Here is a 26021-nt window from a genome sequence, read left to right on the forward strand (position 1 = left end):
GGGGGGGGGGTGTTTTGGCCTAAACAATGGCCCCCCCCCCCCGGGGGGGGCCCCGGGGGGGGGGGGGGGCCCCCCGCGGGGGGCCCCCCCGCGCATTCTCCGTGTCCGTCAGCGGGTGCCGACCGCCGCGCGCACGGCCCGCCGGGCCAGCTGGCAGTCGTCGTGCAGCCGCCGCAGCAGCAGCCGCTGCTCCTCACCGGAGGGCACGGCGCCCGCGGGGGCCGCCGCCGGGGCCACCGGAGCCGCCTCCTGCATCGACCGTTGCACAGCCGTCTCGTACGTACGGATCTCCCGGGTCAGCACGAGCATCAGGTTCACCAGGAAGGCGTCACGCGCCGCGGGCCCCTGCGCCTGGGCGATCTGACTGATCTGGCGGCGGGCCGCCGGGGCGTCGCCGAGCACCGACCACAGGGTCGCCAGGTCGTAACCCGGCAGGTACCAGCCCGCGTGCTCCCAGTCCACCAGCACCGGACCGGCCGGTGACATCAGGATGTTGGACAGCAGCGCGTCGCCGTGGCAGAACTGGCCCAGGCCCTGGCGCCCGGCCGCGTGGGCGATGTCGTGCAGCAGCTTCTGCAGGTCGCCCAGGTCCCGGTCGGTGAGCAGTCCGAGTTCGTGGTACCGGGAGATCCGCGCCGCGTAGTCCAGCGGGGCGTCGAAGGTCCCGGCCGGCGGCCGCCAGGCGTTCAGCCGGCAGATCGCGCCGAGCACCGTCCTGATGTCCGCCCGTGGCGGCGTCTCCAGAGGGTGCCGCTGCAGTGCCGCGGGCCGCCCCGGCATCCGCTCGATCACCAGCGTGCCGTTGTCCGGATCCGCCGCGATCAGCCTCGGCACCCGCACCGGCGGGCGGTGCCGGACGAACGAGCGGTATGCCGCTATTTCGTGCCGGACCCGTTCGGCCCACGCGGGGGAGTGGTCCAGTAAACACTTGGCGACGGCCGTGCTGCGCCCGGTCGTGCCGACCAGGAGGACGGACCGCCCGCTGCGGCGCAGCACCTGCACCGGAGCGAACTCCGGGCAGATCCGGTGCACGGAGGTGATCGCCGCGCGCAGTGGGGCGCCCTGGGCGCCGGACAGGTCGATTCTGCCGCTGAGCGGCTGCGTGCCGGCTCCCGCGCCGCGCCGCATCCTGCCCGCCCCGAGCACCGGGGCCGCCGGACGCGCGGGGGCGAGGTAGGGGCCGCCGCCCGCCGCCGGGCGGGGGTGGAGCGATCGCTGCGGGGCGGACACGGAGGACGATGCTGCGTACATGGGCGAGACAGATCCCTTCGTGTGCCTGCTGTGCCTGCCTGGAGGCGGTGCCCGCCGGAACGGGCGCGCCCTCCGAAAAGCCTTCGCGTCACCCGCCCGGCCGCCGAGGGCCACCCTGGGGAGTACCCCCGCGGCGGCCGGGTCGAGGTGGCGCTTTCCTACCTGACACCCGGCCGCCCGTGGCACACCATCTGGCGCACCCTGGCGAACGGTGGCGAATAGTCGCCCGGCAACCCGCACGGGGCTACTGTCAACTCAGCCGAGAACCTGGGGGCTTGACGTGAGCGGAGAACCCAACACCCGTCTGTCGGATCTGTTCGGCCTGGCCGGCTGGTCCAAGGGCGAGCTCGCGAGGCTGGTCAACCGGCAGGCGGCGGCCATGGGCCACCCCCAGCTGGCGACCGACACCTCGCGGGTGCGGCGGTGGATCGACATGGGAGAGATCCCGCGCGATCCGGTGCCGCGGGTGCTGGCGGCTCTGTTCACCGAGCGTCTCGGCCGTGTCGTGACCATCGAGGACCTCGGTCTGGTCCGGCACGGGCGTGCGGGGAAACGGCGGGTCGGCGGGAGCGAGGAGCATCCCGACGGAGTGCCGTGGGCGCCCGAGCGGACCGCGGCGTTCCTCACCGAATTCACGGGAATGGACCTCATGCTCAACCGACGCGGCTTGGTGGGCGCGGGCGCCGCGCTCGCCGCGGGATCCGCACTCAGCAGCGCCATGCACGACTGGCTGCACACCGACCCTGTCCTGGCTGCCGACGCACCCCGCACCACCGAACCCCTGCACGCCGACCCCGCCGGGTACGACCGCTACGAGGCCGCCCCCATCGGGTCGCAGGAGATCGAGGAACTGGAGCGCTCGGTCGAGGTGTTCCGCGCCTGGGACGCCGCCCGTGGCGGCGGGCTCCAGCGCAAGGCGGTCGTGGGCCAGCTCAACGAGGTGGGCGGTATCCTCGCCTACCACCATCCGCCCCACCTGCAAAGGCGCCTGTGGGGCGTGGCGGCCAACCTCGCCGTTCTCGCGGGCTGGATGTCGCACGACGTCGGCCTGGAACCCACGGCCCAGAAGTACTTCGTCATCGCCGCCCATGCCGCGAGAGAGGGCGGCGACCGGCCCCGGGCCGGCGAGGCGCTGTCCCGGGCGGCCCGCCAGATGGTGCACCTGGGCCGGCCCGACGACGCGCTGGACCTGATGAAGCTCGCCCAGTCCGGCTCCGGCGAGCAGGTACTGCCCCGCACCAGGGCGATGTTCCACACCATCGAGGCCTGGGCGCAGGCCTCCATGGGCAAGGGCCAGGCGATGCGCCGGACCCTCGGCCGGGCGGAGGACCTGTTCGTCTCCGACAAGAGCGATGTGCCGCCGCCGAGTTGGATGCAGCTGTTCAACGAGGCGGATCTGTACGGCATGCAGGCCCTGGCCTACCGCACGCTCGCGGAGTTCGAGCCGGGTGCCGCCGCGCACGCCCAGCACTACGCGGACAAGGCGCTGGCGCTGCGGGTCGACGCACAGGAGCGGTCGAAGATCTTCGATCACCTCTCCATGGCGTCCGCCTGCTTCATCGCCGACGACCCGGAGCAGGCGGCGGGGTACGCGCGCCTGGCGCTGGTGTCGATGGGTTCCAACTCCTCGCGCCGCACCTGGGACCGGCTGCGCCAGATGTACCGGCTCACCGCCCAGTACGCCGGCTACCCGAAGATCCAGGAGTTGCGGGAGGAGATCGAACTCGCCCTGCCGAAAGGCAAGACGGTCAAGGGCAGGGGACGGGGCGGGAACACCGCTCCGGCATAGCGGGCGGCGCGTTTCCTACGACGTCACCCGGGCGACCAGCACACAGGCGTCGTCCTGGCGGCCGGACGCGCCGGGCCCACCGAGTGCCTCCGTCACGATCGGTACGCCGTCCCGTGCCGTGCGCGCCCCGGTGAGACGGGGAGCCAGGGCGAGGAGGCGGTGCACGGCCGTCGGCGTGAGTCCGCCGGTGTGCAGGAGCAGCAGGTCGCCTGCTTCCAGTGTCGCCGCGTCCCCCTCGTCCAGCTCGCGCCCCGTCCCGTCGCGGAACAGCAGCGGGGCGGGTGCTCCGGCGTGTGCCCACGTCAGGGTGCGGGTGCGGGGCCGGTAGGCGCAGTACACGGCGTCGCGCACGGGCGGCAGGGCGGTGGTGCCCAGCAAGCGGGCGAGCCGGTCCGGCAGTTGGGGGGGACGCGCGCCGCCCGCCGCCAGGCCGCGCAGGGCGCTGATCACCATCGCCTGAGCCGGCGCCACGCCGGTGTCCGGACCCGCGAGGCCGCCGACGCCGAGCAGGGTCTCGTCACCGGCGAGCGGGCACGCGTCGTACCAGCCGGGCCGGGGGGCGTCGGCGGACGAGGGCAGGTACCCGGCGGCCAGGTCCAGACCGGGTCGGCCCTGGTCCGGGAACCGCAGGAGGGCGTGCCAGGGCGGCGGCACGGCCTCCTGCGGTTCCACCACGGCCCGTTGCCCGATGCCCGCGTCCCGCGGGTGGCGGTGGAGCGAGTCACGGGTCTCGCTCACCATCCGCTGGCTGCGGCGCAGTTCGCTGACGTCCCGCAGCACGGCCCACATCGAGGCGGTGCTGCCGTCGGCGTCGAGCACGGGCTCGCCCATCATGTGCACGGTCCGTACGGTGCCGTCGGGGTGCACGACGCGGAACTCCCCGTCGATGGGCCGGCCGTCGACGAGACAGCCCGTGACCATCGCGGTCAGCTTCGGCCGGTCCCCGGCGAGTACCAGGGACGGCAGTTCGTCGAGGCTGAGCGGGGCGGCGGTCGGGTCGAGGCCGAGGATCCGGAAGAGTTCACCGGACCAGTCGGCCTCGTCGGTCAGCAGGTTCCATTCGGCGCTGCCGACCCGGCTGAGCAGCGATCCGGGCCGCGGCGCGGGGGCCGGGCCGTCCCGCAACTGGGCCAAGTGCGCGTCGAGATCGGTGAGCTGGTGCAGGGCCAGGTCGCACAGGGCGCGCTGCCAGCGTCCCCGCGGGTCCGCCGCGTCGTGCCGGGTGTCCCGTCGTACGGCGTCCACGTCGTCCCGCAGCCGACGCGTCTGCGAGATCAGGGCCTCGACCGGTCCGTGGCCCGGTGGCTGGGCGGCTGGGCGGTCCGCGGAGAGAGGGGACGACATGACGCACTCCGATGTGCAGACGGTACGACCGAGGCGGATCCGGGGGGTGGCGGAAGGACCGTTACGACTGTTGCACAGCCCGCGACGCCCCGTAAGGGGTTTGGCAACACACGATACGGTGGTGCTTCCGGCATATGCCAGCGTCTTTCCGGTGCGGTGTCCGCGCACCTGTGACGTACGTCCGCGGTCGCCCAAGTCGTAGTGTTCCTACGTCACTTGGGGTTCATCGGTGTCCGGGGGCGTCGTCGCCCGGATGTTCGTCGGACCCCTGTTCTAGGTCGAGGCGGGCAGTGCCGGGCGAGGTGCCGTTTCGATCGCGGTGCGCACCCCTGTCTCCAGGGCCCGGACGCCGGCTTCGGCGACCACGGAGGCGGCGTACCCGTCCCAGGCGCTCGCGCCGGTGACCCGGCCCTGCCGGGCGGCGTCCACCCACGCCTGCACCTCGCGGTCGTAGGCGTCCGCGAACCGCACGAGGTAGTCCTGCGGCACCTCCTCCCGGGCGCCGCCCGCCGCCGTCACCACCATGGTGTGCGCCTGACCGATCCGGGCGCTGCCCGCCTCGCAGACGGCCTCGCAGCGGACCTCGTAGCCGAAACCGCAGTTGACGAAGACCTCCACGTCGACCAGCGCGCCCCGCTCGGTCTCGAAGAGCACGAACTGCGGGTCGAGCAGCCCCTCCGGCGCGCCCGAGGACGGCCGGGGCCGCAGCACGGTCACCGCGGTCAGTTCCTGGCCCAGCAGCCAGCGGGCGGCGTCGATCTCGTGCGAGACGGAGCTGTTGACCAGCATCGCGGAGGTGAAGTCCGGCGGGGAGGACACGTTGCGGTGCACGCAGTGCAGCATCAGCGGCCGGCCCAGCCGTCCGTCGTCCAGCAGGGACTTCAGCCGGCGGTACTCGGGGTCGTACCGCCGCATGAAACCGATCTGCGCCAGCCTGCGGCCGAGCCGCACCTCCGCCTCCACCACGCGCAGCGCGCCCGCCGGGTCCGGCACCATCGGCTTCTCGCACAGCACCGGCAGGCCCCGCGCGAAGGCGGCCAGCAGCGCCTCCTCGTGCGCCTCGCCCGGCGAGGCGATCAGGACGGCCTCGACGCCGGGCGCGTCGAGCGCGGCCTCGGCGTCCGTGTGCACGATCACCCCGCCGATCCCGGCCACGGCCTCCCGAGCCCGCTCGGCGTCGGGGTCCGCGACGGCGGCGACCCTGGCGCCGCTGACCACCTTGTCGAGGCGTCGTATGTGATCGGCGCCCATGTGCCCCGCGCCCAGGACCGCCACACCCAGAAGTCCGCTCACGCTCCACCCGCCCCTTCCCCGTCCGCCGCGCACCCGCGAGGACGGGTGCGTGTACGGCGGACAGGGTTTCATGGTCGTCAAGGCCCCGAGGGCGCGGCGGGCGTCAGTAGCGCAGTACTCCCGCGATGCCGTCCGCGTCCTCCAGCGCACCGTCCGGTACGAACCGGACGTCGGCGCCGGTCTCCAGGCACTGCTCGACGATCTCGTCCACGATGTCCTCGCGGGCGTCCAGGTCACCGCTGTCCGCGGGCATCAGGTGGTCGCCGTCGTCCCGCATCGTCACCCGGAAGTTCTCCTCGACGGCGAGCAGCCGGACCCGGCCGGTGTGCGCGCTCTCCCACAGCTCGTCGACGCCCGCCGCGAAGTACCTGCGCCCGCGGGCCGCCTCCAGCTCCCTGGCCACGGCCTCGACGGCGCCGCGCGCCTCGTCGTCGAGCACCGGCCGCACCGCCCGCCACACGGCGTCCGCGCTGCCGTGGGCGAGGCCCCCGTGCGGGACGGGCACGGCGTGCGCCGCGACCCCGCCCGCCTCCTCGAACAGCGAGAGCGCGGCCTCGGGGCCGGTGATGTACAGCGGTCGGGGGTGGGTGCGCAGCACCTTGCCCATCGCGGTGTCGGCCTCGCGCAGGAACTGCCGGGTCCGCTCGTCGCGGTAGGCGCTCGGCGAGTCGCCGATCCGCTGCTGGCGCTCCGGGTCGAAGTTCTCCGGCGGCCGGTCCATGGGGAAGCCGCCGATGCGCTCCTCGACGACCCGGTCCGCGCCACCGTTCCACAGCGTGACGCGGTCCGCGGCGACCGACAGCACCCAGAACGGCCGCTCGGCGGCCTGCGCGGCGACCAGGTTGCGGGTCAGGAAGGTGTCCGAGAGCACGACGCGCTCGGGCACGGAACGGGCCAGCGTCCAGACCTGGTGCTCGCCGGGGGCGGCGAAGATCGCCAACCCGTCCTCGGCGTGCGTGAGATCGACTTCGGCGAGGGCCCGGTCCAGCTCCCGGGCGACCTCGAGGCGCCGTTCCCGGGGGACCGCCGGATCGTCCTCCAGCTGTTTCTTGGCCTCGGCGACCGCGTTGCGCAGCCGGACCGGGTCCTGGGCGTTGTCCGGTTCGCGGCGGTGCGTCGGCGTCAGCACGGACACCGCCGGATACGGGCGGGGCCGGCGCAGCTCGGCAAGGGCGGCGGGACTCAGATCGTGCTCCATGTCAGCACCATAGAGCGGTCGGGCGTATCAGGCATTCGGAGCAATCGGTGCACATCGGGGTTCCTCGTCCGTGCCCGTGACCGGCGGCTCAGTCCTCCTCGTTCTCGGGGCCGCAGGAACTGCCGTCGGGCGGCAGGGAGCCGTACAGGAGGAAGTCGTCGACCTTGCGGTGGACGCAGTCGGAGGACGCGTAACCGGTGTGCCCCTCGCCCTTGTTGTCGAGCACCACCGCCGAGGGACCGAGCCGTTCGGCCGTCTCCACGGTCCAGCGGTACGGCGTCGCCGGATCGCCGCGCGTGCCGACCAGCAGCATCTTCGGGGTGTCGACGTCCTTCACGTCGTCGCGTATGTAGTCGGTGCCCTTGGGGCGGCCGTGGCACATCAGCACCTGGGCGAGCCGGTACCGTCCGAAGACCGGCGAGGCCTCCTCGTACTGCTTGCGCAGCCGTCCCAGGGAGCGGGTGATCTGCTCGGCGGTGGGACGGTCGGGGTCGTCCGCGCAGTTGATGGCCATCAGGGCGGCCGGCAGGTTGTCCATGGGGACGTCCTCCTCGTCGGTGAGGCCGCCGCCGTTCCCGCGGCTCTTGCCGCGGACGGGGAAGGTGACGCCGCCGGACACGAAGCCCTCCAGACCGCGGGTCTCGCCGTCCTCCAGCAGCTGCGCGAGGGCGCGCTCCAGCGAGGGCCACAGCTCCCGGCTGTAGAGCGCCTGCCCGATGGCGCCCACCATGTCCTCCCCGGAGAACGAGTCGCCGAAGGCCGTCGGCACCGGGTCCGCGTCGAGCGAGCCCACGAGCCGCACGATCTGGCGCCGGGCCTCCCGGGCGTCCTGCCCGAACGGGCAGGCGACGTCCTCCGTGCACCAGTCGAGGAAGTTCTCCAGCGCGGTCTGCTGTCCCCGCGCGCCGGCCAGCCCCTGTTCGGCCAGCGGTTCCGTCAGCGTGTCCACGCCGTCCAGGACCACCCGGCCCACCTTGTCGGGGAACTGTGCGGCGTAGACCGATCCCAGCCGGGTGCCGTAGGAGAAGCCGAGGTAGTTGAGCCGGTCGTCGCCGAGCGCCGCGCGCATCACGTCCATGTCCCGGGCGGCGTTCACCGTGCCTATGTGGCGCAGCACGGGTCCCGAGTGCTTCGCGCACGCGGCGGCCGCGTCGCGCAGTTTCCGGAGCACGGACCGCGGGTCGCCGATCTCCTCGTCCCCGTCCGCCGCCTCGATGATCTCGCCGATGGCGGGACCGCAGCTGACCGGCGAGGACCGGCCGACGCCGCGGGGATCGAACGTCACCACGTCGTAGCCGTTGGTCAGGTGCATGAAGGCCTTGCCTCCGGTGGACAGTTCGCTGACGCCCGAACCGCCCGGTCCGCCGAAGTTCAGCAGCACCGAGCCCCGTGAGCGACCGGTCGCCCGGTACCGGGCGAGGGCCAGGTCGAGGGTCCCGTTCCCGGGGTGCCCGTAGTCGAGGGGGACGGTGACCTTCCCGCACTGCAGGTCCTTCGGCGCCTCCATGCCCTCGCACGCCGACCATCTGATCTTCTGGTCGTAGAACCGGGACAGGCCGGGTCCGGTGTCGTCCGCGGCCGCGGCGGGCAGTCCCGCGCCCAGCAGGGCCAGCCCCAGTGCTCCGGTGACCGCGCGGCGCCGGAGCGACGACCGAGTCGACAGCTTGGCCAGCATGGATGCCTCCCGGGCGCCCCGTCGAGGACCCGTCGTCGGCGCCCTCGATCACCATAATCGGGCCTCGCACGGCGCGCCTCCGGGCGCTTTCGCGGGGCTTGTGCGGGCGTGCGGACACCATGCTGCTCGTTCGACAAACCGCCCACTCGATGGAGTGAAAGGCCGATAAGCCATAACTCGGATGGTGCGCCCGCGTTTTAACCGGTGCGGGCGAGCGCCCGCGACAATGTCTGGAAGGCAGGGAACCTCATGAGAAGGGTTACCCGAAACGGTGTGTTCGCTGTCGCCGCCTCCGGCGCGCTGGCCATGGCGATGCCGGCGTACGCGGCGTTCGCGTCCGACGGTGCCGTCGCGGACGGCTCCGCGACCGGTTCGCCCGGAGTGGTCTCCGGCAACACCGTGCAGCTTCCCGTGGACGCCCCGGTCAACGTGTGCGGGAACACGGTGAACGTGGTGGGGCTCCTCAACCCGGCCGTGGGCAACAGCTGCGCCAACACCGGCTCAGGCGGGACGGCGCACGCCGGGACGGACGCCTCGCCCGGCGCGTCCGGTGGCGGCGCCGTCGCCGAGGGGGAGGCGAAGGGCTCCCCTGGCGTGCTCTCCGGCAACGCGGTGCAGCTGCCGGTCCACGTCCCGGTGAACGTCAGCGGCAACAGCGTGAACGTGGTCGGCGTCGGCAACGCGGCCGTCGGCAACGAGTCGACGAACACCTCCGGCGACCGTCCGGAGGAACCGCGCCGCCCGGCGAAGCCGGCGCCCTCCGCACCCACCGAGGAGCGCGCGCAGCCCCAGCCGTCCCCGCAGGCCGTGGCGTCCCTCGCCCACACGGGCACGGACGCGGCCCTGCCCGCCCTCGCGGGCGGCGCCGCGCTCGTCCTGGGCGGAGCGGTCCTCTACCGGCGTTTCCGCCCGGGGGCCGGTCACTGACCGGGACGGACGTCCGTCCCGGTCTCCTGCCGGCGGGGTGTGTCACGGCGCCCGCCCCGCCGGGGTGAGACGGCGGGTACGGGCCCGTGAGCCGCGCCCTCGTCTCGGCCCCCCGGCCCGTGACACCCCGGTGCCCGGTCGTGCCGGGGGCCTCGCGCCGCGTCAGGCACGTCCCCCGTGGAGCCGGTGGTGCAGCGCCCGCACCTCGTCCGTCAGCTCGGGCACGGGGCCCTCGACCGTCACTCCGGGCGCCACCTCGCCGACCGGCAGCGTCCGGACCGGTGGAGCGGGCACGCCCCACTCGGTCAGCCAGGTGCCGAGCTGCTCCGACGAGGCGACGTACACGATGCGCCCGAGGCCCACCCAGGCGTGCGCGGCGGCGCACATCGGGCAGTGCTCTCCGGACGTGTACACCGTCGCCGCCGCCCGTTCCCCGGGGGTGAGGTGGGCGGCGGCCCAGCGCGCGAGCTCGAACTCGGGGTGCCGGGTGCGGTCCCCGGACGCCACCCTGTTGCGCTCCTCGGCCAGCGCCGTGCCGTCCGCGCCCGCCAGGACCGAACCGAACGGCTCGTCGCCTGCCTCCAGCGCCTCGGCCGCCAGCTCCACGCAGCGGTGCAGATGTCGTAGTTCGGCGTCCTTCATGACCATGCCCCAGGGCCCTCCTCGCGATGTGATCCTCGACGGGCACCCTACGTCCCGCGCGGCGCCCCTCGGACACGGCGGACGCCACACCGGTCCGGTCCGGGCCCCGCGAGCCGGAGAGGGCGCACGAACGCGGCGCGCCGCATCCGGCGCGCCGCGTCGGGCTGTCCGGCCCGTCCTTCCGTGCCGGACCTCGGGCCTACGGCCTGGGGGCGCTCCTCGCCGCCGTACCGGCGCAGACCGCGCCCAGGACCAGGGCCAGGGCGCCGATGACGATGTTGTTCCAGATGACGCCGGCGTCCGGGTTCGTGCCGACGATCCACGGTGAGACGATCATCCACACGCCCATGGCGCACATGGCCCAGCTGAGGCCGTACATGCGCTCGGGGGCCCGGGTGAATCCGAGGGCGAGCAGGCCGATCGCGATCCCGATGATCAGGTTGTGGGCGACGAGCGCGGGCTGGCTCGCGGTGAAGTGGAGTATCCAGGGGGACACGGCACAGTACAGGCCGAGCAGGAACACCGGCCCGTCCACGAGTGCCACGTCACGACCACCGAGCATGCGGGCGTAACGCGCCCGCATCTCCGGCGCGTCGGGGTGGCTGGTGATGTCACCTCTGGTGTGCGAGACGTTGGCCATGAGTCGTCTCCTTCGACTTGCCGGGCCGACCGCGTCAGGCGCGGTGCGGTAGCGCCGTTTGTTCCATTCTGCTCTTATTCGGTCTTTATGTGTAGAGATGGGTGGCCCGTACATGTCCCCCTGGATCGCGGGCATCCGCAGGAGTGCGCGAGCGATCGACCGATACGAGGGAACGGTGGAGGTGGCGGCCGTCATGGGTGCGAAGGTGTTGGAGCGGTTTCCGGCGGGGTCTCCGCGCGGGTCATGGCCGGCGGAGGAGTTCGCGGCGCGACGCCGTGCCGAGGGCGAGCCCGCCACCGTCGTGATGGACCTGGAGACGGACGCCTTCCTGGTGGTGGTACCGGCCCGTGACGAGGACAGGGCGCGGGCCGGCGTCCGAGGAACCGCGCGCGAGTGACGAGGCCCACGGAATCGGGGCCGAGGGCGGGAATGTATTTCCCCACCTGAAAGGTTGGCAATTACATCTGGTCGGCGGTCGCCCGCGGTCGCCGGCGCCCCCAGTCACACATCAGCGAGGCACCGTGAACCACCCCGCCCCCGAGCAGCCGGCCGACATCGTCTCCCGGCTGCGTGCCACCTTCCGCACCGGCCGCACCAAGCCCGTCGAGTGGCGCACCGCCCAGCTGGGCAGGCTGCGCGCGCTGCTCACGGAGAACGGCCCGGACCTGGAGGCCGCGCTCCACGCGGACCTGGGCAAGGGCGCCGCGGAGGCGCAGCGCACGGAGATCGGCTTCACCGTGCGCGAGATCGATCACACCCTCGAGCACCTCGCCGACTGGCTGCGCCCCGACCCTGCCCCCGTCCCGGCCCACCTCGGCGCCGACGCGACCGCCTGGACCCAGTACGACCCCTTGGGCGTGGTCCTCGTCATCGCGCCCTGGAACTACCCCGCGCAGCTGCTGCTCGCCCCGATGGTCGGCGCCCTGGCCGCCGGCAACGCGGTGGTCGCCAAGCCGAGCGAGCTGGCCCCCGCCACCTCCGCCGCGCTGGCCCGGCTGCTGCCGGCCTACCTCGACACCGAGGCCGTCGCCGTCGTCGAGGGCGGGGTACCCGAGACCACGGCCCTGCTCGCCGAGCGCTTCGACCACATCTTCTACACCGGCAACGGCACCGTCGGCCGCATCGTCATGCGCGCCGCCGCCGAGCACCTCACCCCGGTCACCCTCGAACTCGGCGGCAAGTCCCCGGCGTTCGTCGACCGCGGCACGGACCTCGACGTGGTCGCCGCCCGGCTGGCGGGCGGCAAGTTCCTGAACGCCGGGCAGACCTGCGTGGCCCCCGACTACGTGCTGACCGACCCGGAGACCGCCGCGGCCCTGGAGCCCGCGCTGGCCCGCGCCGTCAAGGCTCTGTACGGCGACGACCCGGCGGACTCGGCGGAGTACGGCCGGATCGTCAACGAGCGGCACTTCGACCGGCTCACGGGGCTGCTGGGCTCGGGCCGGGTGGTCGTGGGCGGCGGCAGCGACCGGGCGGCGAAGTACATCGCGCCGACCGTGCTGGCCGACGTCGCGCCCGAGTCGCCGGTGATGGGCGAGGAGATCTTCGGCCCGATCCTGCCGATCGTCACCGTCCCCGGGCTCGACGAGGCGATCGACTTCGTCAACGACCGGGACAAGCCGCTCGCCCTCTACGTCTTCACCGAATCCCCGGAGACCCGGGAGCGGTTCGCCGCCGAGACGTCCTCCGGCGCACTCGGCCGGGGGCTGCCGCTCGCCCATCTCACCGTCTCCGACCTGCCGTTCGGCGGCGTGGGGGAGAGCGGCATGGGCAACTACCACGGCCGGTACTCCATCGAGACGTTCAGCCACCGCAAGGCGGTCCTCGACAAGCCGCTGGGCTGACCGGGCGCCGGGGCCGCGCCGGCCTGACCCGTATCAGGGCAGGGCGGCGCGGCCCGCACCGTCGCCCGACAGGAATCCCGCGCAGGTCCGGAGCCGGACCGTCACCTGTCGGCGGTCCAGTCGGATCCCCGGCGGCCCGCCGGGCGGCGACCTGCACCGCTGAGCCCCCGCGGGGCGTGTGCGAGACTCCGCCGATGACCTCGGAAACGATCACCGCGGAGGCCGCGGGCACCTGGAACCTCGGCGACCTGACCGTCAACCGCGTCGGCTTCGGCGCGATGCGGCTGACGGGCAGCGCCGCCTTCCACCTCGGCACGCCGAGCGACCGCGCGCGGTCCCTCGCCGTCCTGCGTCGGGCGGTCGAACTCGGCGTCGACCACATCGACACCGCCGCCTTCTACTTCTCCTCCCTGCGCTCAGCCAACGAACTGATCAACAGCGCGCTGGCGCCGTACCCCGACGACCTCGTGATCGTCACCAAGGTCGGCCCGTACCGCGACTGGTCGGGGGAGTGGGGGACCTCCGCCCGCCCCGAGGACCTGCGCGGCCACGTCGAGGAGAACCTGCGCCAGCTCGGCCGCGACCACCTCGACGTCGTCAACCTGCGCCGCATGCGGCAGGACTCCATCGCCGAACACTTCGGCGCCCTCGCCGAACTGCGCGAGGCGGGCCTGATCCGCCACCTCGGCCTCTCCGACGTCGAGCCCCGCCACCTCGCCGAGGCCCAGGCCATCGCGCCCGTGGTCTGCGTCCAGAACCGCTACGGCCTCGGCTTCCACGACCCCGCCACCGACGAACTCCTCGCCCTGTGCCGGGATCAGGGCATCGCCTTCGTCCCGTTCTACGCCATCGCCGGCGAGGCGGGCCCCCGGGGTGCCGGCACCGCCCACGAGGACGAGGTCCGCGCCGTCGCCCGGGCCCACGGCGCCAGTCCCGCGCAGGTCAGGATCGCCTGGACGCTGCACCAGGGCCCGAACGTCCTGGCCGTCCCCGGCACCGGCGACCCCGGCCACCTCGCCGAGAACGTGGCCGCGGGCGCCCTGCGGCTCACCGACGAGGAGCTGTCGCTGCTCGACGGGGTCCGGACGGGCTGACGCACCCCATGCGGTCCAGACGCCGTCCCGCACGAGGTGCCGCCGCCTCAGCTCGTGCTGCTCGTGCCACGCCCGCACCGCGAGCGGGCGGACCCGGGACCAGGCGTACGACGCGCTGTCCCCGCGCGGGCCCCAGCCCGTCTTCGCGCGGAACGCGTCGGCCGCCGCCGGGGGCGCCTCCAGCAGGCCGAACGTCTCCGCCTCGCCGTCGATCAGCACGACGTCCCGGGTGTGTCCGAACGCCGGCCGGGCCCGGCCGGCGTCCCGCAGGTTGCGGCCGGTCGGATCGGTGAGCCGCGTGCCCAGCCGGACCGCCTCCCGGTGCCGCACGAACCACAGCGGGACCAGGCACGGCGAACCGCCGGCGTCCGCCGTGGCCACCCGGACGCCGGACTCCCGCTCCAGGCGGTCGAGCACGTCCTGCCTGCGCTGCCCGGGTTCGCGCGGCGGTGCGGTGATCCTCATGGCCGTGTCGGTAGCGGGCGGACCGGGCTCGCGCCTCGGGCCGAAGACGCAGGACCGGAGACTGGCGCCCGATGGGTTTTACGTATAACCTCTCCCGTCGATCACTCCTTCCGGAAGGTCCCGATGCCGCACATCGCCCTGGTCACCCTCGTCGTCGACGACTACGACGAGGCGATCCGCTTCTACACCGAGGCCCTCGGGTTCCGGCTCGCCGAGGACACGCCCCGGCCCGACGGCTCCCGCTGGGTCGTCGTCGAACCAGGCGCCCCCGGGCAGGGCACCGCGCTGCTGCTGGCCCGCGCCAAAGGTGACGCCCAGCGTGTCCGGATCGGCGACCAGACGGGCGGGCGCGTCGGCTTCTTCCTGCACACCGACGACTTCGCCCGCGACCACGCCCGGATGACCGCCGCCGGTGTGACCTTCCTGGAGGACCCCCGGCACGAGCCCTACGGCTCGGTCGCCGTCTTCCAGGACCTGTACGGCAACCGCTGGGACCTGCTCCAGCCCGCCGCCTGACCCGACCGACGCTTCCGCACAGACCCCGCCGAGGAACCACCGCACATGTCATCTACGCGCATAGATATCGAGACCCTCCGTCGCCTCCCCAAGGCGGTGCTGCACGACCACCTCGACGGCGGCCTGCGCCCCGCGACCGTGGTGGAGCTGGCCGCCTCCGTCGGTCACACCCTGCCCACCACCGATCCCGACGAGCTGGCCGCCTGGTACTACGAGGCCGCCAACTCGGGCGACCTGGTGCGCTACATCGCCACCTTCGAGCACACCCTCGCCGTGATGCAGAACCGCGAGGGCCTGCTGCGCACCGCCGAGGAGTACGTCCTCGACCTCGCCGCCGACGGCGTCGTCTACGCCGAGGTCCGCTACGCCCCCGAGCTGATGACGAACGGCGGGCTCGGCCTCGCCGAGGTCGTGGAGACCGTCCAGGAGGGCCTGGCCGCCGGCATGGCCAAGGCCGCGGCGGCGGGCACGCCGGTCCGCGTCGGGACCCTGCTGTGCGGCATGCGGATGTTCGACCGCACCCGCGCGACCGCCGACCTCGCGGTCGCGTTCCGGGACGCGGGCGTCGTCGGCTTCGACATCGCCGGAGCCGAGGACGGCTTCCCGCCCGCCGACCACCTCGACGCCTTCGAGCACCTGCGCCGCGAGAACGTGCCGTTCACCATCCACGCCGGCGAGGCCCACGGGCTGCCCAGCATCCACCAGGCCGTCCAGGTGTGCGGCGCCCAGCGCATCGGGCACGGCGTGCGCATCACCGACGACATCCCCGACCTCGCCGCCGGCAAGCTCGGCCGCCTCGCCGCCTGGATCCGCGACCGCCGCATCGCCCTGGAGATGTGCCCGACCTCCAACCTCCAGACCGGCGCCGCCACCTCCATCGCCGAGCACCCGATCACGGCGCTCAAGGACCTCGGCTTCCGCGTCACCCTCAACACCGACAACCGTCTCGTCTCGGGCACGACGATGACCCGCGAGATGTCCCTCCTCGTCGAGCAGGCCGGCTGGACCGTCGCGGACCTGCGCACGGTCACGGTGAACGCCCTCAAGAGCGCCTTCGTCCCCTTCGACGAGCGCAACGCCCTGATCGAGGACGTCGTCCTGCCTGGTTACGAAGCGGCGCTCTGAACGAGCCCGCGCACATAGGCGGCCTGCCCGACGTGCTGGAGATCGTCGGCCAGGACGCTGACCAGCCGCACGCCCAGCGTGACCGGCGGATCCCAGTTGTCGTCCACGACCCGCTCCAGGTCCTCGGCGGCCAGGGAACGCAGGGCCCCGAGCGTCTGCTCGTGCACGGCGTCGTAGTAGCCGGTCAGCAGGTCGGCCGAGTCGACCCGCACCTTGGCGACCTTCGCCGAGCTGTGGCCGTACCCGGTGTCGCGGCGGGGCAGGTCCAGCCCGAAGCGCTTCTCCCAGTCCTGGGCCAGCCACATCTGGTCGAGCCCGAAGGCGTCCGCGATGTGGTCGTCCTGCACCCGGGTGAGGTGCCAGACCAGCCAGGTCACGGAGTTGGCGTCGTCGGCGGGGCGGGCGTTCAGGCCGTCGGGATCCAGGCCCTCGACGGCGGCGTGGACTTCTTCCCGGATGCGGCCGTAGCCCTCGATGAGGATGTCCTTCGCGTGCATGGGTCCACCATCGCGCAGTCCGCCCTCACGCGCTCCCCGTCTCCAGCAGTCCCATCAGCGCCCGCGCCGCCGGGCTGGTGGCCTGGGCGGGCGGCAGCAGGGCGACGGTCTCGTACGCCGCGCCTCCGGTGTCCCCCAGCGGCAGCGAGGTGAGGGACGCCCGCTTGTGCCGGAAGTGGCGCGGCACGACCGCGATGCCCAGGTTCTCGTCGAGCAGGTCGAGCAGCCCGTGCACGTCGTTCACCTCCAGCGCGACGGTCCGCCGTACGCCCGCCGCGGCGAAGGCGGCGTCGGTGACGCGGCGCGGGCCCCAGTCCGGGTGGAAGTCGACGAACACCTCGTCGGTGAGATCGCGCGGGGCCGGCACCGCACCGCTGCTCGCGAGGCGGTGGCCGGGGTGGCACAGGACGGTCATCGGCTCGCCGGCCAGTGAGACGGAGCGCAGCTGTTCCGTGTCCGCCTGCGTCCGGTAGGCGAACGCCAGGTCGAGCCACCCGGCCGCGACCTCCTCCGCCAGCTCGCCCGACCCCGCCTGGCGCAGCCGGATCTCCACGTCCGGATGCCGGCGCCGGAACGCGGCCAGCAGCCTCGCCACCGGCACCCCGGCGATGCACTGCTCGGTGCCCAGCGACAGCGTGCCGCGCAGCACGCCCTGCACCGCGGCGACCGCCTCGTGGGCCGACCGCACCTGCGCCAGGATGCGCCGCGCCTCGCCCAGCAGCGCCCGCCCGGCCTCCGTCAACGTCACCCTGCGGGTCGTGCGCACGAACAGCGGCGCCCGCAGCTCCCGCTCCAGCGCCCGGATCGACGCCGACAGGCCGGACTGGGACACCAGCAACCGCTCGGCCGCGCGGGTGAAGTGCTGGTCCTCGGCGACCGCCACGAAGTGCTGGAGATGACGCAGTTCCATGATTGAGAAGGCTAGTCGCTGAATACCATCGGATTCTTCTGTTGGACCACTGCCCGCAGGTCGCGACAGAGTGGAGGCCACCCTGGATCTACCTTTCTGGAGTCGCGTTGTACACCGCATCCCCCGACCGCTACGCGGACATGCCCTACCGGCGCACCGGACGCAGCGGCCTGAAGCTCCCCGCGCTCTCGCTCGGCCTGTGGCACAACTTCGGCCCGGACCGCCCCGTCGAGACCCAGCGCGCCATCCTGCGCCGCGCCTTCGACCTCGGTGTCACCCACTTCGACCTCGCCAACAACTACGGCCCGCCGCCCGGTGCCGCCGAGTCCGCCCTCGGCGAGGCGCTGAAGGCCGACTTCGCGCCGTACCGTGACGAGCTGGTGATCTCCACCAAGGCCGGCTACCTGATGTGGCCCGGCCCGTACGGCGAGTGGGGCTCGCGCAAGTACCTGCTCTCCTCCCTCGACCAGAGCCTGCAGCGCATGGGTCTGGAGTACGTCGACATCTTCTACTCGCACCGCCCCGACCCGGAGACTCCCCTGGAGGAGACGATGGGTGCCCTGCACACGGCGGTGCAGCAGGGCAAGGCGCTGTACGTCGGCGTCTCCAACTACTCGCCGGAGCAGACCCGCGAGGCCGCCCGCATCCTCGCCGGTCTGGGCACCCCGCTGCTCATCCACCAGCCGCGCTACTCCCTGCTCGACCGGCGCCCCGAGACCAGCGGCCTCCTGGACGTCCTCGACGAGCTGCAGGCCGGCTCCATCGCCTACTCCCCGCTGGAGCAGGGTCTGCTGACCGCCCGTTACCTCGACGGCATCCCCGAGGACTCGCGCGCCGCGAGCGACAGCCCCTTCCTGAACTCCGACGCGGTCACCGGCGAACTGGTCGGCAAGCTGCGCGCGCTGGACGAGATCGCCAAGTCCCGCGGCCAGTCCCTGGCCCAGATGGCCCTCGCCTGGGTGCTGCGCGAGGGACGGGTGACCTCGGCCCTCGTCGGCGCGAGCAGCCCGGGGCAGCTGGAGGACAGCGTCTCGGCCATCGGGAACCTCGCCTTCGACGCCGACGAACTGGCCAGGATCGACGCCGTCGTCGCCTAGACCGCCCCTGCCTCACGGTCACGGCCCGAGCCGTTCCGCCGGCCGGACCGTGACCGTGAGGCCCTCCCGCGAACTCCTCACGCCTCCGCGGGCACCCGGTCCAGGAAGCCGTACACGGCCCGGATCCGGCCCTCGCCGTCCAGTACGACCACGTCGGATCCGGCCACGGGCGCCGAACCTCCCCCAGCGGGGGGACCCCCGGCCTCGTTCACCAGCTCCCAGGAGAAGCGGGCCGTGTCGTGGTGCCCGTCGACGGCGCCGGACAGCCGGAAGACGTACCCCGGGAACTGCTCGTGGGCCGCCGTGATCACCGCGGCGATCTGCTCGTGGCCGCGCACGTCGGCGAGCGGGTCGGTGTAGCGGCCGTCCGCCGTCCAGGCCGCGGCGACCGCCTTGTCCCGCGCTTCCGTCCCGGCGTTCCAGGCCTCGAAGTAGCGGGCGACGGCATCCTCGTGACGGTGGGTGGGTGTGGACATGCCGATCAGCCTCCATCGCGATGTACGTGCTGGTCAGGGACCGGATCCCGGTCTCGGCGACCCGGTACCGCAACCATGCCCGCAGCCGGCCGGAGCCGTCGATTACCTCCGGGGTCATGACGGCCGCCCCGGCCGCTCGCCGCGTTTCGGCCAACGGCCGCCGTGAATATGCCAGGAGACTGGCCGGAAATTCATGGTGACAGTGATTCAGCAGTGAACATACTCACCTCTAGGGCGTCTCACAGCACGCGACAGCGCCCTCACGCACCGCCACACGAGCCGCACGGACGCCATGCCCGACCGGTGGGCGAACCGGGCGACGGGGGAGGGGAGCAGTGCACGACGAGTTCCTGTGCCATGTCACCGCCTACGGCACCTGCGACGGCCGGCGCGTCGGCGTGCCCCTGGGCACCTACCGGGCTCCCACGCTCGCCCTCGCCCTGTGGTGGCTGCGCGACCGCGCGTCCTGGATCGCCGACCGTCTGGATCCGCAGCCCGACTCCCCGCACCTACCGCGCGGCGCCCTGACCCCGGTCGCCGACGACGCTCCCGACGTGCCGCGCGTCCTGCGCGCCTGGTGCGCGGACCCCGTCCAGCAGGAACTGGTCGCCGACGAGCTGACCGAGGGGCGTCTGGTGCGCATCGCCACCAGCGACGACACCACCGAGTACGAACTGCTGGCCGAGTCGGTCGACGCGCTGCGCATGCAGCGGGCCGCGCCGCGGCTGGCCGTCCCCGTCGCCTGAGACCACGCGCGGCGGCAGGGCCCCGGCCGGTTCCTCGTCGAGGGCGCTGCCCGCCCCACCGTCGCCGCCGTCGGCCACCCGCTCGCTCGTCATGGCCGCCGTGCCGCAGCGCGCGGGGCCTCACCGGAGGAAACCGCGGCTCGATCCATGGATCCGCGGGGTGCCGCTCACGTACCGTACGCCGGACGGTCGGCCTGCCCGGGGCCGGTGCGCGCGGTCAAGGCCGGTCCGGAGGCGGGCGGGCCGCAGCCGGCGGTACCCGTTCCGCCTGGGGCCCGCGCCGGAACCCTGACGGGGCGCGGATCCCGCTGGAGCGAGGGCAGGGTCAGGTGCCACCAGTCGGAGAGACGACCGCTGAGAGCGTGCGGTCCTTCCAGCGCCTCGGTGAGGGCGCAGACACCGAAGAAGGAACGGACCAGGCTGCGGGCGGTGGGGGCCGGGCGGACGTGGGCGGCCAGCTGGCCGCGGCTCCGGGCCTGGCAGAGCAGACGCGTGGCGGCGGTCGTCCAGAGGGCGAAGGGGTCGGGCAGGCGTACGCCGATGGCGTCGCGCTCTGCCCACAAGCGGGCACCTGCGCGAGTCAGGGGGTCCTCGGAGAGGGCATGGGCGATCTCGTGACTCAGTAGGACGAGGCGTTCCAGCGGTGGCACGGACAGGTCGCCGTACCGTGTGGCGAGGCCGGGCCAGGTGGCGAAACCGTCCCGGACGACGGCGAGGGCGATGCCTTCCTTGCTGGCGTAGTGGAAGTAGACGGAGCCGCTGGTCCGTCCGGACCGGGCGCTTATGTCGTTGACGCTGGTCCCCGCGTATCCCTGCTGGGCGAAGAGGTGGGCGGCCGCCTCCAGGAGCGATCTGCGGGTTGCTCTGGCCCGTTCTTGCAAGATTTCGTACACCTCGGCTCGTTGTGTAATGAACGACTGAAATGTAGTGCGCCCGCGTACGCCTGGAGCAATCAAGCGTCAACTGCATGTGGTTATTGCTCACTTCTTTCGAATATGAACGCGTGCGAGTGGCGACTGGCCTTTTGGGTGTTGCTCCTGCTTCACCGGGCGACGGGGGAACTGCTCGCCGACAGGTGATTCGTTCCCCGCCATCTGCGACAACTGCGGTGCCACCCAGTGATGGTGAGTGACCGTCAGGAGGCATGGGCGACTCGCGTCCGGTGGTCCGCATACACCCTGGTCGCCCGATGGTCGAGCACTCGAAGTAGTGATTGCGCCGACTTTCGGTGCAGAAATAACGTAGTCATCGCAATGTTTTCATTTTGTGGCTGATGTCCCGAAATGCTGCTTGCTCCCGCCGGTGGAACCGGCGAAGGGGACGGTGACGGCCCTGATGCCCGTCACGGGAGGCCGCAACAGCTCACCCGACGGTCCCGTGACGCGCGTGACCGCCCACCCCCAGGAGGTCATCGTGACCCGTATGGCACGCTTTCCGGCGAACTGGTCGCCGGAAGCCGTCGTCTTCGACTGCGACGGAACCCTGATGGACACCGAACGGCATTGGCAGGATGCCCGCAACCGGACCTTCCGTGAGTTCGGCCTGCTGCCTCCGCCCGGTTTCGCCGAGCGGGCCAAAGGTGTGCACTACGTCGACTGCGGGCGGCTCATGGCCCAGGAGACGAACAAGCCCGAGCTGACCGCGGACCTGACGGCGTCGCTGCTCGAACACTTCCTGTTCCTCGTCGCGGAGGATCCGCTGACGATGCCCGGCGCCTCCGAGTTCGTGCGGTTGTGCGCGCGCCGGCTTCCGCTGGCGGTGGCCAGCAACTGCCCGCTGGTGGCGGTGGAGGAAAGCCTCGGCCGGGCCGGGCTGCGCAAGTACTTCCGCCACATCGTCGTACCCACGGTGCCTCCGGGGGAGCCCGGCGCGGCGGAACCGGCGGAGAGCCCCGAGCAGGAGAACCCGGTACGGCCCAAGCCCTGGCCCGATGTCTACGCCACGGCCGCCCGCCTGTGCGGAGTCCCTCCGCGGGCGGCTCTCGCCGTCGAAGACTCCCTCACGGGCGTCGAGTCGGCGTGGCGCGCGGGCCTGCGGGTCCTCGGCGTGGGGCCGCTGCCGCGCGACGACAGGAGCGGACAGGCCGACGCCTGGGTCACGGGGCTGGACTCCGAAGAGGTGCTGCAGTGGGCGCGGTCATGGGTGTCGGACCCGGACGCGGATGCCGGACAGGATCCGGTGGGGCGCAAGCCCCTGTAGGGAAGAGAGCCGCCGTGCCGTCAGCCAGGCCGGCGTTCCCCGGCGTGCTCTCACCACGGGCGGCGCGGCCCCAGGGCATCGCGGCCGGACCGGTCGGTCCTCGGAACACGACGGCGGGCAGGGAGCATGGCGTACGCGGTACATGCCGACCGGGTCCAGCAGTGCCTCACGGAAGGCGCCGCGCCCTCGGGCGCCCACGGCCGGCAGACGGTCCCCTGGGACGGCATCGGGCAAGGTGGCGGCCGGGGCACGTGCGGACACCGCGTACGGACACCGCGACACCGGTACGGTGCTGCTCGGCCAGGCGGTCGGGGTCAGCTGCCGTACCCGGCCCTCCCGGCCCATCGGCGCGCCCCTCGCGCGAGGAGCGCGCCGAGGAACCCGGTGACCAGACCCCACGGCAGGGCGAGGCCGACCGCGCCCCACAGCCGCGGGTGCAGGAACAACCGCCCGGACAACCCTCCGCCCAGGTCGCCGATGCCGAGCACCGACAGGCCGTAGTACGCCGAGATCCGGCCCACAGCGCAGATCATGAGCACCGTGAGTGCCAGCGCGGCCGCCATGTGCACGGCGTGCCGCCAGGCCGGCGTCCCGGCCGGGGACCGGGCTGCCGCCAGGCACCCGGCGGCCAGCAGCAGCACCACGGCCGCGACCAGGAGCCACCACATCCGCCCGTCCCGCTCGGTGAGCGTGCCCAGGTCCACCGTGGAGACGTCCGGCGTGCGCAGCACCTCGTCGAGCACCTGCGGCATCGGCAGCCCGAACGGCCCCTCCACCCGGCCGTTCCAGGTGGCGCCGAGGCCGATGGTGAGCGCCGGCCACACCAGGTTCGGCAGGCCGAGCAGCAGCACGGCGAAGGTGTCCGCCGGGTGTCCCCGCGTCCCGGTGACGACCAGGCCCACGACGGTGCCGACGACGACGTACGCGAGCAGCAGTGCCACCATCGCGTACGCCACCGGCCGCACCGACGCCCGAAAGCGCAGCAGCCGGCCCGGCAACGGCGCCCCCCGGGACACCAGCAGGGCCAGTACCAGCACACCCGCCAGCCACAGCAGTCCGAACAGCACGGTCAGCGGCACGTCCGTGGTGAAGCCGATCCGCGGGGTGATGCCGAACAGGTCCCCGAGGTCGTCGAGCACATCCTCCCCGAGCGACACCTCGAAGGTCTGCCGCGAGGCGAAGGCCAGTCCGACGAGGGCGAACAGCCACAGCACGGCGATGCGGCCGGCCCAGCCGGCCAGCTCCCCGGCGCCGGCGACCGCCCGGTGGCGCAGTGGACGCAGGAATCCCGCGGCGATCACCAGCGCCCCGGCCAGCGTGACGGACAGCGGCATCACGGTCAGCCCCGCGTCGGTGCCGACGAGCCCCCCGGCGTCCCCGGACAGCTCCAGCGAACCGCCCACGGCGGCGACGACCGTCGCCGTGACGACCCGGGGAAAGGCGTTGTCGGGCAGTCCCGTGGCGCCGGCCGCCCACAGCCCGAGCGCGGCCGCGGCTCCCATGGCGACCAGCCCGGCCAGCACCGTGCCGAGGGCCTGAGCCCAGCCGTGACGGGCCACTGCCGGGCCGGAGGGGGTTCGCGAGCTCACGCAGCCACGCTAAGCAGCACCCGCGCGCCGCGCCCTTCCGACGGGGCCGTCCGCGTCGGCCCGCACGTGGCCACCCGGCCGTTCGGCTCAGCCCGCCCGGACGACGAGCGCGTGGTCCCCGAGGCCCGTCATGCGGCCGGCCGACAGCTCGCCCCGCGTCGTGAACAGCGCCAGGACGCGGCCGGTGTGCGGATCGAACGCCACGTCCAGCACCGTGCCGCGCTCGACGCCCGCCTCGGTCAGGACCCGGCGGCCCAGCAGATCGTGGCCGGGCGGCACCACGTCCGGCGCGGTCACCGGCCCCACCCGCAGCGCTCCCGGGCCGAGCGACCGCACCGCATCCCAGGGCAGTACGGTCTCCCGGCGCAGGCGGCCGGCGCGGTAGCGGACGTGGCTGACCACGCCGGCGGGGGCGTCGACCGTCAGGGACGTCACGGCGCCCAGCCTGCGGTCACCGTCCCGGCCCAGCACGGGCAGGCCCCGCGCTTCGGAGAACAGCATCACGACAGCGAGCCCCTCCAGCTGCCGGGCACACCGCCGAGCAGGGCCGTGAAGCCCGGCAGGTCGTCGGCCACGTGCCGCACGGCGTCCGGGGGAAGGACGAGCGCCCGGCCGACGACCGTCACCGTCCCTCCCCGCGCCACGTACACCTTGCGCCGGTGGCGCGCCGGACCCGGCGCGAACCGCCTGCTCGCCGCCACCCGGAAACCGACGACCCGCCCGCCGGTGCCGCCCTCCACCACGACGTCGAGCACGGTGCCGACCTCGGTGCCCGCGTCCGTCACCACACTCGCCCCCAGCAGCCTGCCCCGCAGCGTCTCCTGGCGCGCCGTCAGCAGCGCGGTGCTCACCAGGCCCCGCCGGTCGCGGACCATCACCGCGTCGTGGCCGAGCGCGTGCACCGCCGACCACGGAAGGCCCTCCTTCATCGGACCGGACCACAGACCCCGGCCGCTCAGCGTGAAACCGGTGATCCGCCCGGCCGCGGTGTCGAAGACGGTGTCCTTGACATGGGCGACGGCGTCCCCGCCCAGAGTGACCACCGGCAGGGTGGTGAGACTGCGCGCGCCCATCAATTCGTTCATCGCACCCCGCACCCCTTCCCGCCTCCTCCGGGTGCCCCGGCCGGCTGTGACGATGCCCGCACTTGTGAGAAGAGGTGGACTGTGATGCCGAACCCGGGGTACGAGGACTGGTGCAGTGGCGTCCGGCCAGTCCGGCTTCCGAGAGAGAAACGCATGACCGAATACCTGGGCGGGGCAGTGATACCGACTGGCTTCGACGTACCCGTGGAACCGCTGAGGCAGGCGGCACACTATTCCGGCGAGCCCGGATGCATTGCGCAGGCGCGGCACTTCGCCTCGCTCTTCCTCGACCAGCTCAGGACCGAGTGGTGCGCCACGATCGGCCGGCGGTCCGACGGCGCGGTGCTCCTGGTGGTGAGCGAACTGGTCACCAACGCGGACCGGCACAGCCAGGGGCCTTACATCCTGGAGCTGGAGGGTACGGACGCGACCGTGACGGTGACCGTCTACGACAGCAACGGCGCGGTGCCCCGGCGTTTCCCCCGCGATCCCGAACGCGTCGGGCGGCACGGGCTCGAGATCGTCCACGCCCTCGCCGAGACGCTGGTCGTGGAGCGGGTGCCGGTCGGCAAGCGCGTGCGCGCGGTGGTGCGGCTGACCGACGAATGACCGGTGCGCCCGTCCGCGCCGCCCACTCGTCTCGAAGGGCAACGATCGTCTCGAAGGGCAACGAACCACCCCGGGGCCGTGAGGACCCCGGGGCCTGCCGTCGTCGCTGTCAGGCGCAGCCCAGCTCGCCCAGCATGCCCTCGCGCAGCCGGGTGATGATCCGCTTGATCAGCCGGGACACGTGCATCTGCGAGCAGCCGAGCTGTTCACCGATCTCCGCCTGGGTGGCCTCCTCCACGAACCGCATGTGGATGATCCGCCGGTCGCGCTCGCTCAGCTCGGCCATCAGCGGGGCGAGCGAGTGGAAGTCCTCGACGAGCCGCAGCCCGTCCTCCTCGACACCGATGAAGTCGGCGAGCACCGACTCGCCGCCCTCGGGACCGTCCCCGGTCAGCGCGGCGTCCAGGGAGGAGGAGTTGTAGCCGTTGGACGCGATCTGGCCCTCGACCACCTCGCTCTCGCTGATGTTCATCAGCGTGGCGAGCTCGGCCACGGTGGGCTCACGGTCCAGCCGGCTGGACAGTTCCTCACGGGCCTTGGCCAGCTCCACGCGCAGCTCCTGCAGGCGCCGCGGCACGTGCACCGCCCAGGTGGTGTCACGGAAGAAGCGTTTGATCTCGCCGACGATGTACGGCAGCGCGAAGGAGGTGAACTCGACCTCGCGCGACAGTTCGAACCGGTCGATGGCCTTGATCAGACCGATCATGCCGGTCTGGACGATGTCGTCCATGTCGTCGCCGCGGCCGCGGAACCGGCCGGCGGCGAACCGCACGAGCGACATGTTCATCTCGATCAGCGTGTTGCGCGCGTACTGGTACTCGTGCGTGCCCTCTTCGAGCTCCGTCAGGCGCTGGAAGAACTGCCGGGACAGCTGCCGCGCGTCCCGCGGGGCCACGGTGCGCGGGTCCATGCCACCCGGCAGTGACCCGTCGTCCGTCCCGCTCTCGGTGGTCGTCCCGACAACCTGCGCTTCCGGCCGGATCACGGCGGTCTCCATTACCTCTCCCACG

Annotated in this window: 26 protein-coding genes; 11 read left to right on the forward strand and 15 right to left on the reverse strand. The window is 73.0% G+C overall.

The features are described from left to right. Positions 1 to 108: 108 nt before the first annotated feature. Positions 109 to 1251, reverse strand: coding sequence for an aminoglycoside phosphotransferase family protein (locus ACIRFH_RS15440; protein WP_403520650.1), 1143 nt, complete (start codon positions 1249 to 1251; stop codon positions 109 to 111). 280 nt (positions 1252 to 1531) lie between these two features. Between ACIRFH_RS15440 and ACIRFH_RS15445 the strand changes: the two genes are divergently transcribed. Next, complete coding sequence (locus ACIRFH_RS15445; RefSeq protein ID WP_403520652.1) at positions 1532 to 3040, forward strand: hypothetical protein; 1509 nt, start codon at positions 1532 to 1534, stop codon at positions 3038 to 3040. A gap of 15 nt (positions 3041 to 3055) precedes the next feature. Here the strand turns inward: ACIRFH_RS15445 and ACIRFH_RS15450 are convergent, their stop codons facing one another. The 4 genes from ACIRFH_RS15450 to ACIRFH_RS15465 form a co-directional block, all read right to left on the reverse strand. Continuing rightward, positions 3056 to 4384: a SpoIIE family protein phosphatase gene (locus ACIRFH_RS15450; RefSeq protein WP_403520654.1), complete on the reverse strand. Its 1329-nt coding sequence runs from the start codon at positions 4382 to 4384 to the stop codon at positions 3056 to 3058. 273 nt (positions 4385 to 4657) lie between these two features. Continuing rightward, positions 4658 to 5677 (reverse strand): Gfo/Idh/MocA family protein, encoded by a 1020-nt coding sequence (locus ACIRFH_RS15455; RefSeq protein ID WP_403520656.1) that lies wholly within the window; start codon positions 5675 to 5677, stop codon positions 4658 to 4660. A gap of 103 nt (positions 5678 to 5780) precedes the next feature. Next, a complete protein-coding gene (locus tag ACIRFH_RS15460) occupies positions 5781 to 6875 on the reverse strand; it encodes a chemotaxis protein (protein WP_403520658.1) in 1095 nt (364 codons plus the stop codon). Between the two features lie 88 nt (positions 6876 to 6963). After that, positions 6964 to 8550, reverse strand: a complete 1587-nt coding sequence (locus ACIRFH_RS15465; RefSeq protein WP_403520660.1) for an alpha/beta hydrolase — start codon at positions 8548 to 8550, stop codon at positions 6964 to 6966. 249 nt (positions 8551 to 8799) lie between these two features. Between ACIRFH_RS15465 and ACIRFH_RS15470 the strand changes: the two genes are divergently transcribed. Further along, positions 8800 to 9477: a chaplin gene (locus tag ACIRFH_RS15470; protein WP_403520662.1), complete on the forward strand. Its 678-nt coding sequence runs from the start codon at positions 8800 to 8802 to the stop codon at positions 9475 to 9477. Between the two features lie 162 nt (positions 9478 to 9639). Here the strand turns inward: ACIRFH_RS15470 and ACIRFH_RS15475 are convergent, their stop codons facing one another. Next, a complete protein-coding gene (locus tag ACIRFH_RS15475; protein WP_403520664.1) occupies positions 9640 to 10125 on the reverse strand; it encodes a nucleoside deaminase in 486 nt (161 codons plus the stop codon). Between the two features lie 193 nt (positions 10126 to 10318). Next, positions 10319 to 10759 (reverse strand): SPW repeat protein, encoded by a 441-nt coding sequence (locus ACIRFH_RS15480; protein WP_403520666.1) that lies wholly within the window; start codon positions 10757 to 10759, stop codon positions 10319 to 10321. Positions 10760 to 10952: 193 nt separating this feature from the next. Here ACIRFH_RS15480 and ACIRFH_RS15485 point away from each other — a divergent pair, with 193 nt between their 5' ends. The 5 genes from ACIRFH_RS15485 (at position 10953) to ACIRFH_RS15505 (ending at position 15803) form a co-directional block, all read left to right on the forward strand. Continuing rightward, on the forward strand, positions 10953 to 11156 hold the full coding sequence (locus ACIRFH_RS15485; RefSeq protein WP_403520797.1) for a hypothetical protein: 204 nt from the start codon (positions 10953 to 10955) through the stop codon (positions 11154 to 11156). A 124-nt stretch (positions 11157 to 11280) separates the two neighbouring features. After that, positions 11281 to 12603 (forward strand): aldehyde dehydrogenase family protein, encoded by a 1323-nt coding sequence (locus ACIRFH_RS15490; protein ID WP_403520668.1) that lies wholly within the window; start codon positions 11281 to 11283, stop codon positions 12601 to 12603. A 194-nt stretch (positions 12604 to 12797) separates the two neighbouring features. Continuing rightward, a complete protein-coding gene (locus ACIRFH_RS15495) occupies positions 12798 to 13697 on the forward strand; it encodes an oxidoreductase (protein ID WP_403520670.1) in 900 nt (299 codons plus the stop codon). 588 nt (positions 13698 to 14285) lie between these two features. Further along, positions 14286 to 14678, forward strand: coding sequence for a VOC family protein (locus ACIRFH_RS15500; protein ID WP_403520672.1), 393 nt, complete (start codon positions 14286 to 14288; stop codon positions 14676 to 14678). 45 nt (positions 14679 to 14723) lie between these two features. Beyond that, a complete protein-coding gene (locus ACIRFH_RS15505) occupies positions 14724 to 15803 on the forward strand; it encodes an adenosine deaminase (RefSeq protein WP_403520674.1) in 1080 nt (359 codons plus the stop codon). Here the strand turns inward: ACIRFH_RS15505 and ACIRFH_RS15510 are convergent. Continuing rightward, entirely contained in the window at positions 15785 to 16300 is a 516-nt protein-coding gene (locus ACIRFH_RS15510) for a DinB family protein (RefSeq protein WP_403520676.1), read from the reverse strand. The two genes, ACIRFH_RS15505 and ACIRFH_RS15510, sit on opposite strands and share 19 nt — an antisense overlap. Before the next feature lie 25 nt (positions 16301 to 16325). Continuing rightward, positions 16326 to 17210, reverse strand: a complete 885-nt coding sequence (locus ACIRFH_RS15515; RefSeq protein ID WP_403520678.1) for a LysR substrate-binding domain-containing protein — start codon at positions 17208 to 17210, stop codon at positions 16326 to 16328. A 107-nt stretch (positions 17211 to 17317) separates the two neighbouring features. Between ACIRFH_RS15515 and mgrA the strand changes: the two genes are divergently transcribed. Beyond that, positions 17318 to 18307 carry an L-glyceraldehyde 3-phosphate reductase gene (gene mgrA, locus ACIRFH_RS15520; RefSeq protein ID WP_403520680.1) on the forward strand — a complete coding sequence of 330 codons (990 nt, stop codon included), beginning with the start codon at positions 17318 to 17320 and terminating at the stop codon, positions 18305 to 18307. 77 nt (positions 18308 to 18384) lie between these two features. Here the strand turns inward: mgrA and ACIRFH_RS15525 are convergent, their stop codons facing one another. After that, on the reverse strand, positions 18385 to 18783 hold the full coding sequence (locus ACIRFH_RS15525) for a nuclear transport factor 2 family protein (protein WP_403520682.1): 399 nt from the start codon (positions 18781 to 18783) through the stop codon (positions 18385 to 18387). A gap of 335 nt (positions 18784 to 19118) precedes the next feature. Here ACIRFH_RS15525 and ACIRFH_RS15530 point away from each other — a divergent pair, with 335 nt between their 5' ends. Next, complete coding sequence (locus ACIRFH_RS15530; protein WP_403520683.1) at positions 19119 to 19529, forward strand: hypothetical protein; 411 nt, start codon at positions 19119 to 19121, stop codon at positions 19527 to 19529. 167 nt (positions 19530 to 19696) lie between these two features. On the opposite strand, the gene ACIRFH_RS15535 is transcribed toward ACIRFH_RS15530, so the two are convergent. Beyond that, a complete protein-coding gene (locus ACIRFH_RS15535) occupies positions 19697 to 20410 on the reverse strand; it encodes a ScbR family autoregulator-binding transcription factor (RefSeq protein WP_403520799.1) in 714 nt (237 codons plus the stop codon). A gap of 541 nt (positions 20411 to 20951) precedes the next feature. On the opposite strand from ACIRFH_RS15535, the gene ACIRFH_RS15540 reads away from it, so the two are divergent. Continuing rightward, entirely contained in the window at positions 20952 to 21728 is a 777-nt protein-coding gene (locus ACIRFH_RS15540; protein ID WP_403520685.1) for an HAD family hydrolase, read from the forward strand. Positions 21729 to 22042: 314 nt separating this feature from the next. On the opposite strand, the gene ACIRFH_RS15545 is transcribed toward ACIRFH_RS15540, so the two are convergent. The 3 genes from ACIRFH_RS15545 to ACIRFH_RS15555 all read right to left on the reverse strand — a co-directional run bounded on the left by ACIRFH_RS15545 (position 22043) and on the right by ACIRFH_RS15555 (position 24402). Then, positions 22043 to 23317 carry a streptophobe family protein gene (locus ACIRFH_RS15545; RefSeq protein WP_403520687.1) on the reverse strand — a complete coding sequence of 425 codons (1275 nt, stop codon included), beginning with the start codon at positions 23315 to 23317 and terminating at the stop codon, positions 22043 to 22045. A gap of 87 nt (positions 23318 to 23404) precedes the next feature. Next, on the reverse strand, positions 23405 to 23821 hold the full coding sequence (locus tag ACIRFH_RS15550) for a PRC-barrel domain-containing protein (RefSeq protein ID WP_403520689.1): 417 nt from the start codon (positions 23819 to 23821) through the stop codon (positions 23405 to 23407). Continuing rightward, positions 23818 to 24402, reverse strand: a complete 585-nt coding sequence (locus ACIRFH_RS15555) for a PRC-barrel domain-containing protein (RefSeq protein ID WP_403520691.1) — start codon at positions 24400 to 24402, stop codon at positions 23818 to 23820. Before ACIRFH_RS15555 ends, ACIRFH_RS15550 begins: the two co-directional genes overlap by 4 nt. A 153-nt stretch (positions 24403 to 24555) precedes the next feature. Here ACIRFH_RS15555 and ACIRFH_RS15560 point away from each other — a divergent pair, with 153 nt between their 5' ends. Beyond that, a complete protein-coding gene (locus ACIRFH_RS15560) occupies positions 24556 to 25011 on the forward strand; it encodes an ATP-binding protein (RefSeq protein ID WP_403520693.1) in 456 nt (151 codons plus the stop codon). A gap of 109 nt (positions 25012 to 25120) precedes the next feature. Here the strand turns inward: ACIRFH_RS15560 and ACIRFH_RS15565 are convergent, their stop codons facing one another. Then, the gene (locus ACIRFH_RS15565; RefSeq protein ID WP_403520801.1) at positions 25121 to 26008 is read right to left on the reverse strand and encodes an RNA polymerase sigma factor SigF; all 888 of its coding nucleotides are present in this window, start codon (positions 26006 to 26008) and stop codon (positions 25121 to 25123) included. Positions 26009 to 26021: the final 13 nt, after the last annotated feature.

The sequence above is a fragment of the Streptomyces sp. NPDC093586 genome (assembly GCF_044764905.1).
Classification (GTDB): domain Bacteria; phylum Actinomycetota; class Actinomycetes; order Streptomycetales; family Streptomycetaceae; genus Streptomyces.

Excerpts from the sequence above, each read along its gene's own strand:
- ACIRFH_RS15450 (WP_403520654.1), bottom strand. The coding sequence starts at position 4,384 with ATGTCGTCCCCTCTCTCCGCGGACCGCCCAGCCGCCCAGCCACCGGGC.
- ACIRFH_RS15495 (WP_403520670.1), top strand. The coding sequence starts at position 12,798 with ATGACCTCGGAAACGATCACCGCGGAGGCCGCGGGCACCTGGAACCTC.
- ACIRFH_RS15505 (WP_403520674.1), top strand. The coding sequence starts at position 14,724 with ATGTCATCTACGCGCATAGATATCGAGACCCTCCGTCGCCTCCCCAAG.
- ACIRFH_RS15510 (WP_403520676.1), bottom strand. The coding sequence starts at position 16,300 with ATGCACGCGAAGGACATCCTCATCGAGGGCTACGGCCGCATCCGGGAA.
- ACIRFH_RS15555 (WP_403520691.1), bottom strand. The coding sequence starts at position 24,402 with ATGAACGAATTGATGGGCGCGCGCAGTCTCACCACCCTGCCGGTGGTC.
- ACIRFH_RS15525 (WP_403520682.1), bottom strand. The coding sequence starts at position 18,783 with ATGTCCACACCCACCCACCGTCACGAGGATGCCGTCGCCCGCTACTTC.
- ACIRFH_RS15460 (WP_403520658.1), bottom strand. The coding sequence starts at position 6,875 with ATGGAGCACGATCTGAGTCCCGCCGCCCTTGCCGAGCTGCGCCGGCCC.
- ACIRFH_RS15440 (WP_403520650.1), bottom strand. The coding sequence starts at position 1,251 with ATGTACGCAGCATCGTCCTCCGTGTCCGCCCCGCAGCGATCGCTCCAC.
- ACIRFH_RS15565 (WP_403520801.1), bottom strand. The coding sequence starts at position 26,008 with ATGGAGACCGCCGTGATCCGGCCGGAAGCGCAGGTTGTCGGGACGACC.
- ACIRFH_RS15540 (WP_403520685.1), top strand. The coding sequence starts at position 20,952 with ATGGCACGCTTTCCGGCGAACTGGTCGCCGGAAGCCGTCGTCTTCGAC.
- ACIRFH_RS15560 (WP_403520693.1), top strand. The coding sequence starts at position 24,556 with ATGACCGAATACCTGGGCGGGGCAGTGATACCGACTGGCTTCGACGTA.
- ACIRFH_RS15515 (WP_403520678.1), bottom strand. The coding sequence starts at position 17,210 with ATGGAACTGCGTCATCTCCAGCACTTCGTGGCGGTCGCCGAGGACCAG.
- ACIRFH_RS15470 (WP_403520662.1), top strand. The coding sequence starts at position 8,800 with ATGAGAAGGGTTACCCGAAACGGTGTGTTCGCTGTCGCCGCCTCCGGC.
- ACIRFH_RS15485 (WP_403520797.1), top strand. The coding sequence starts at position 10,953 with ATGGGTGCGAAGGTGTTGGAGCGGTTTCCGGCGGGGTCTCCGCGCGGG.
- ACIRFH_RS15480 (WP_403520666.1), bottom strand. The coding sequence starts at position 10,759 with ATGGCCAACGTCTCGCACACCAGAGGTGACATCACCAGCCACCCCGAC.
- ACIRFH_RS15500 (WP_403520672.1), top strand. The coding sequence starts at position 14,286 with ATGCCGCACATCGCCCTGGTCACCCTCGTCGTCGACGACTACGACGAG.
- ACIRFH_RS15465 (WP_403520660.1), bottom strand. The coding sequence starts at position 8,550 with ATGCTGGCCAAGCTGTCGACTCGGTCGTCGCTCCGGCGCCGCGCGGTC.
- ACIRFH_RS15475 (WP_403520664.1), bottom strand. The coding sequence starts at position 10,125 with ATGGTCATGAAGGACGCCGAACTACGACATCTGCACCGCTGCGTGGAG.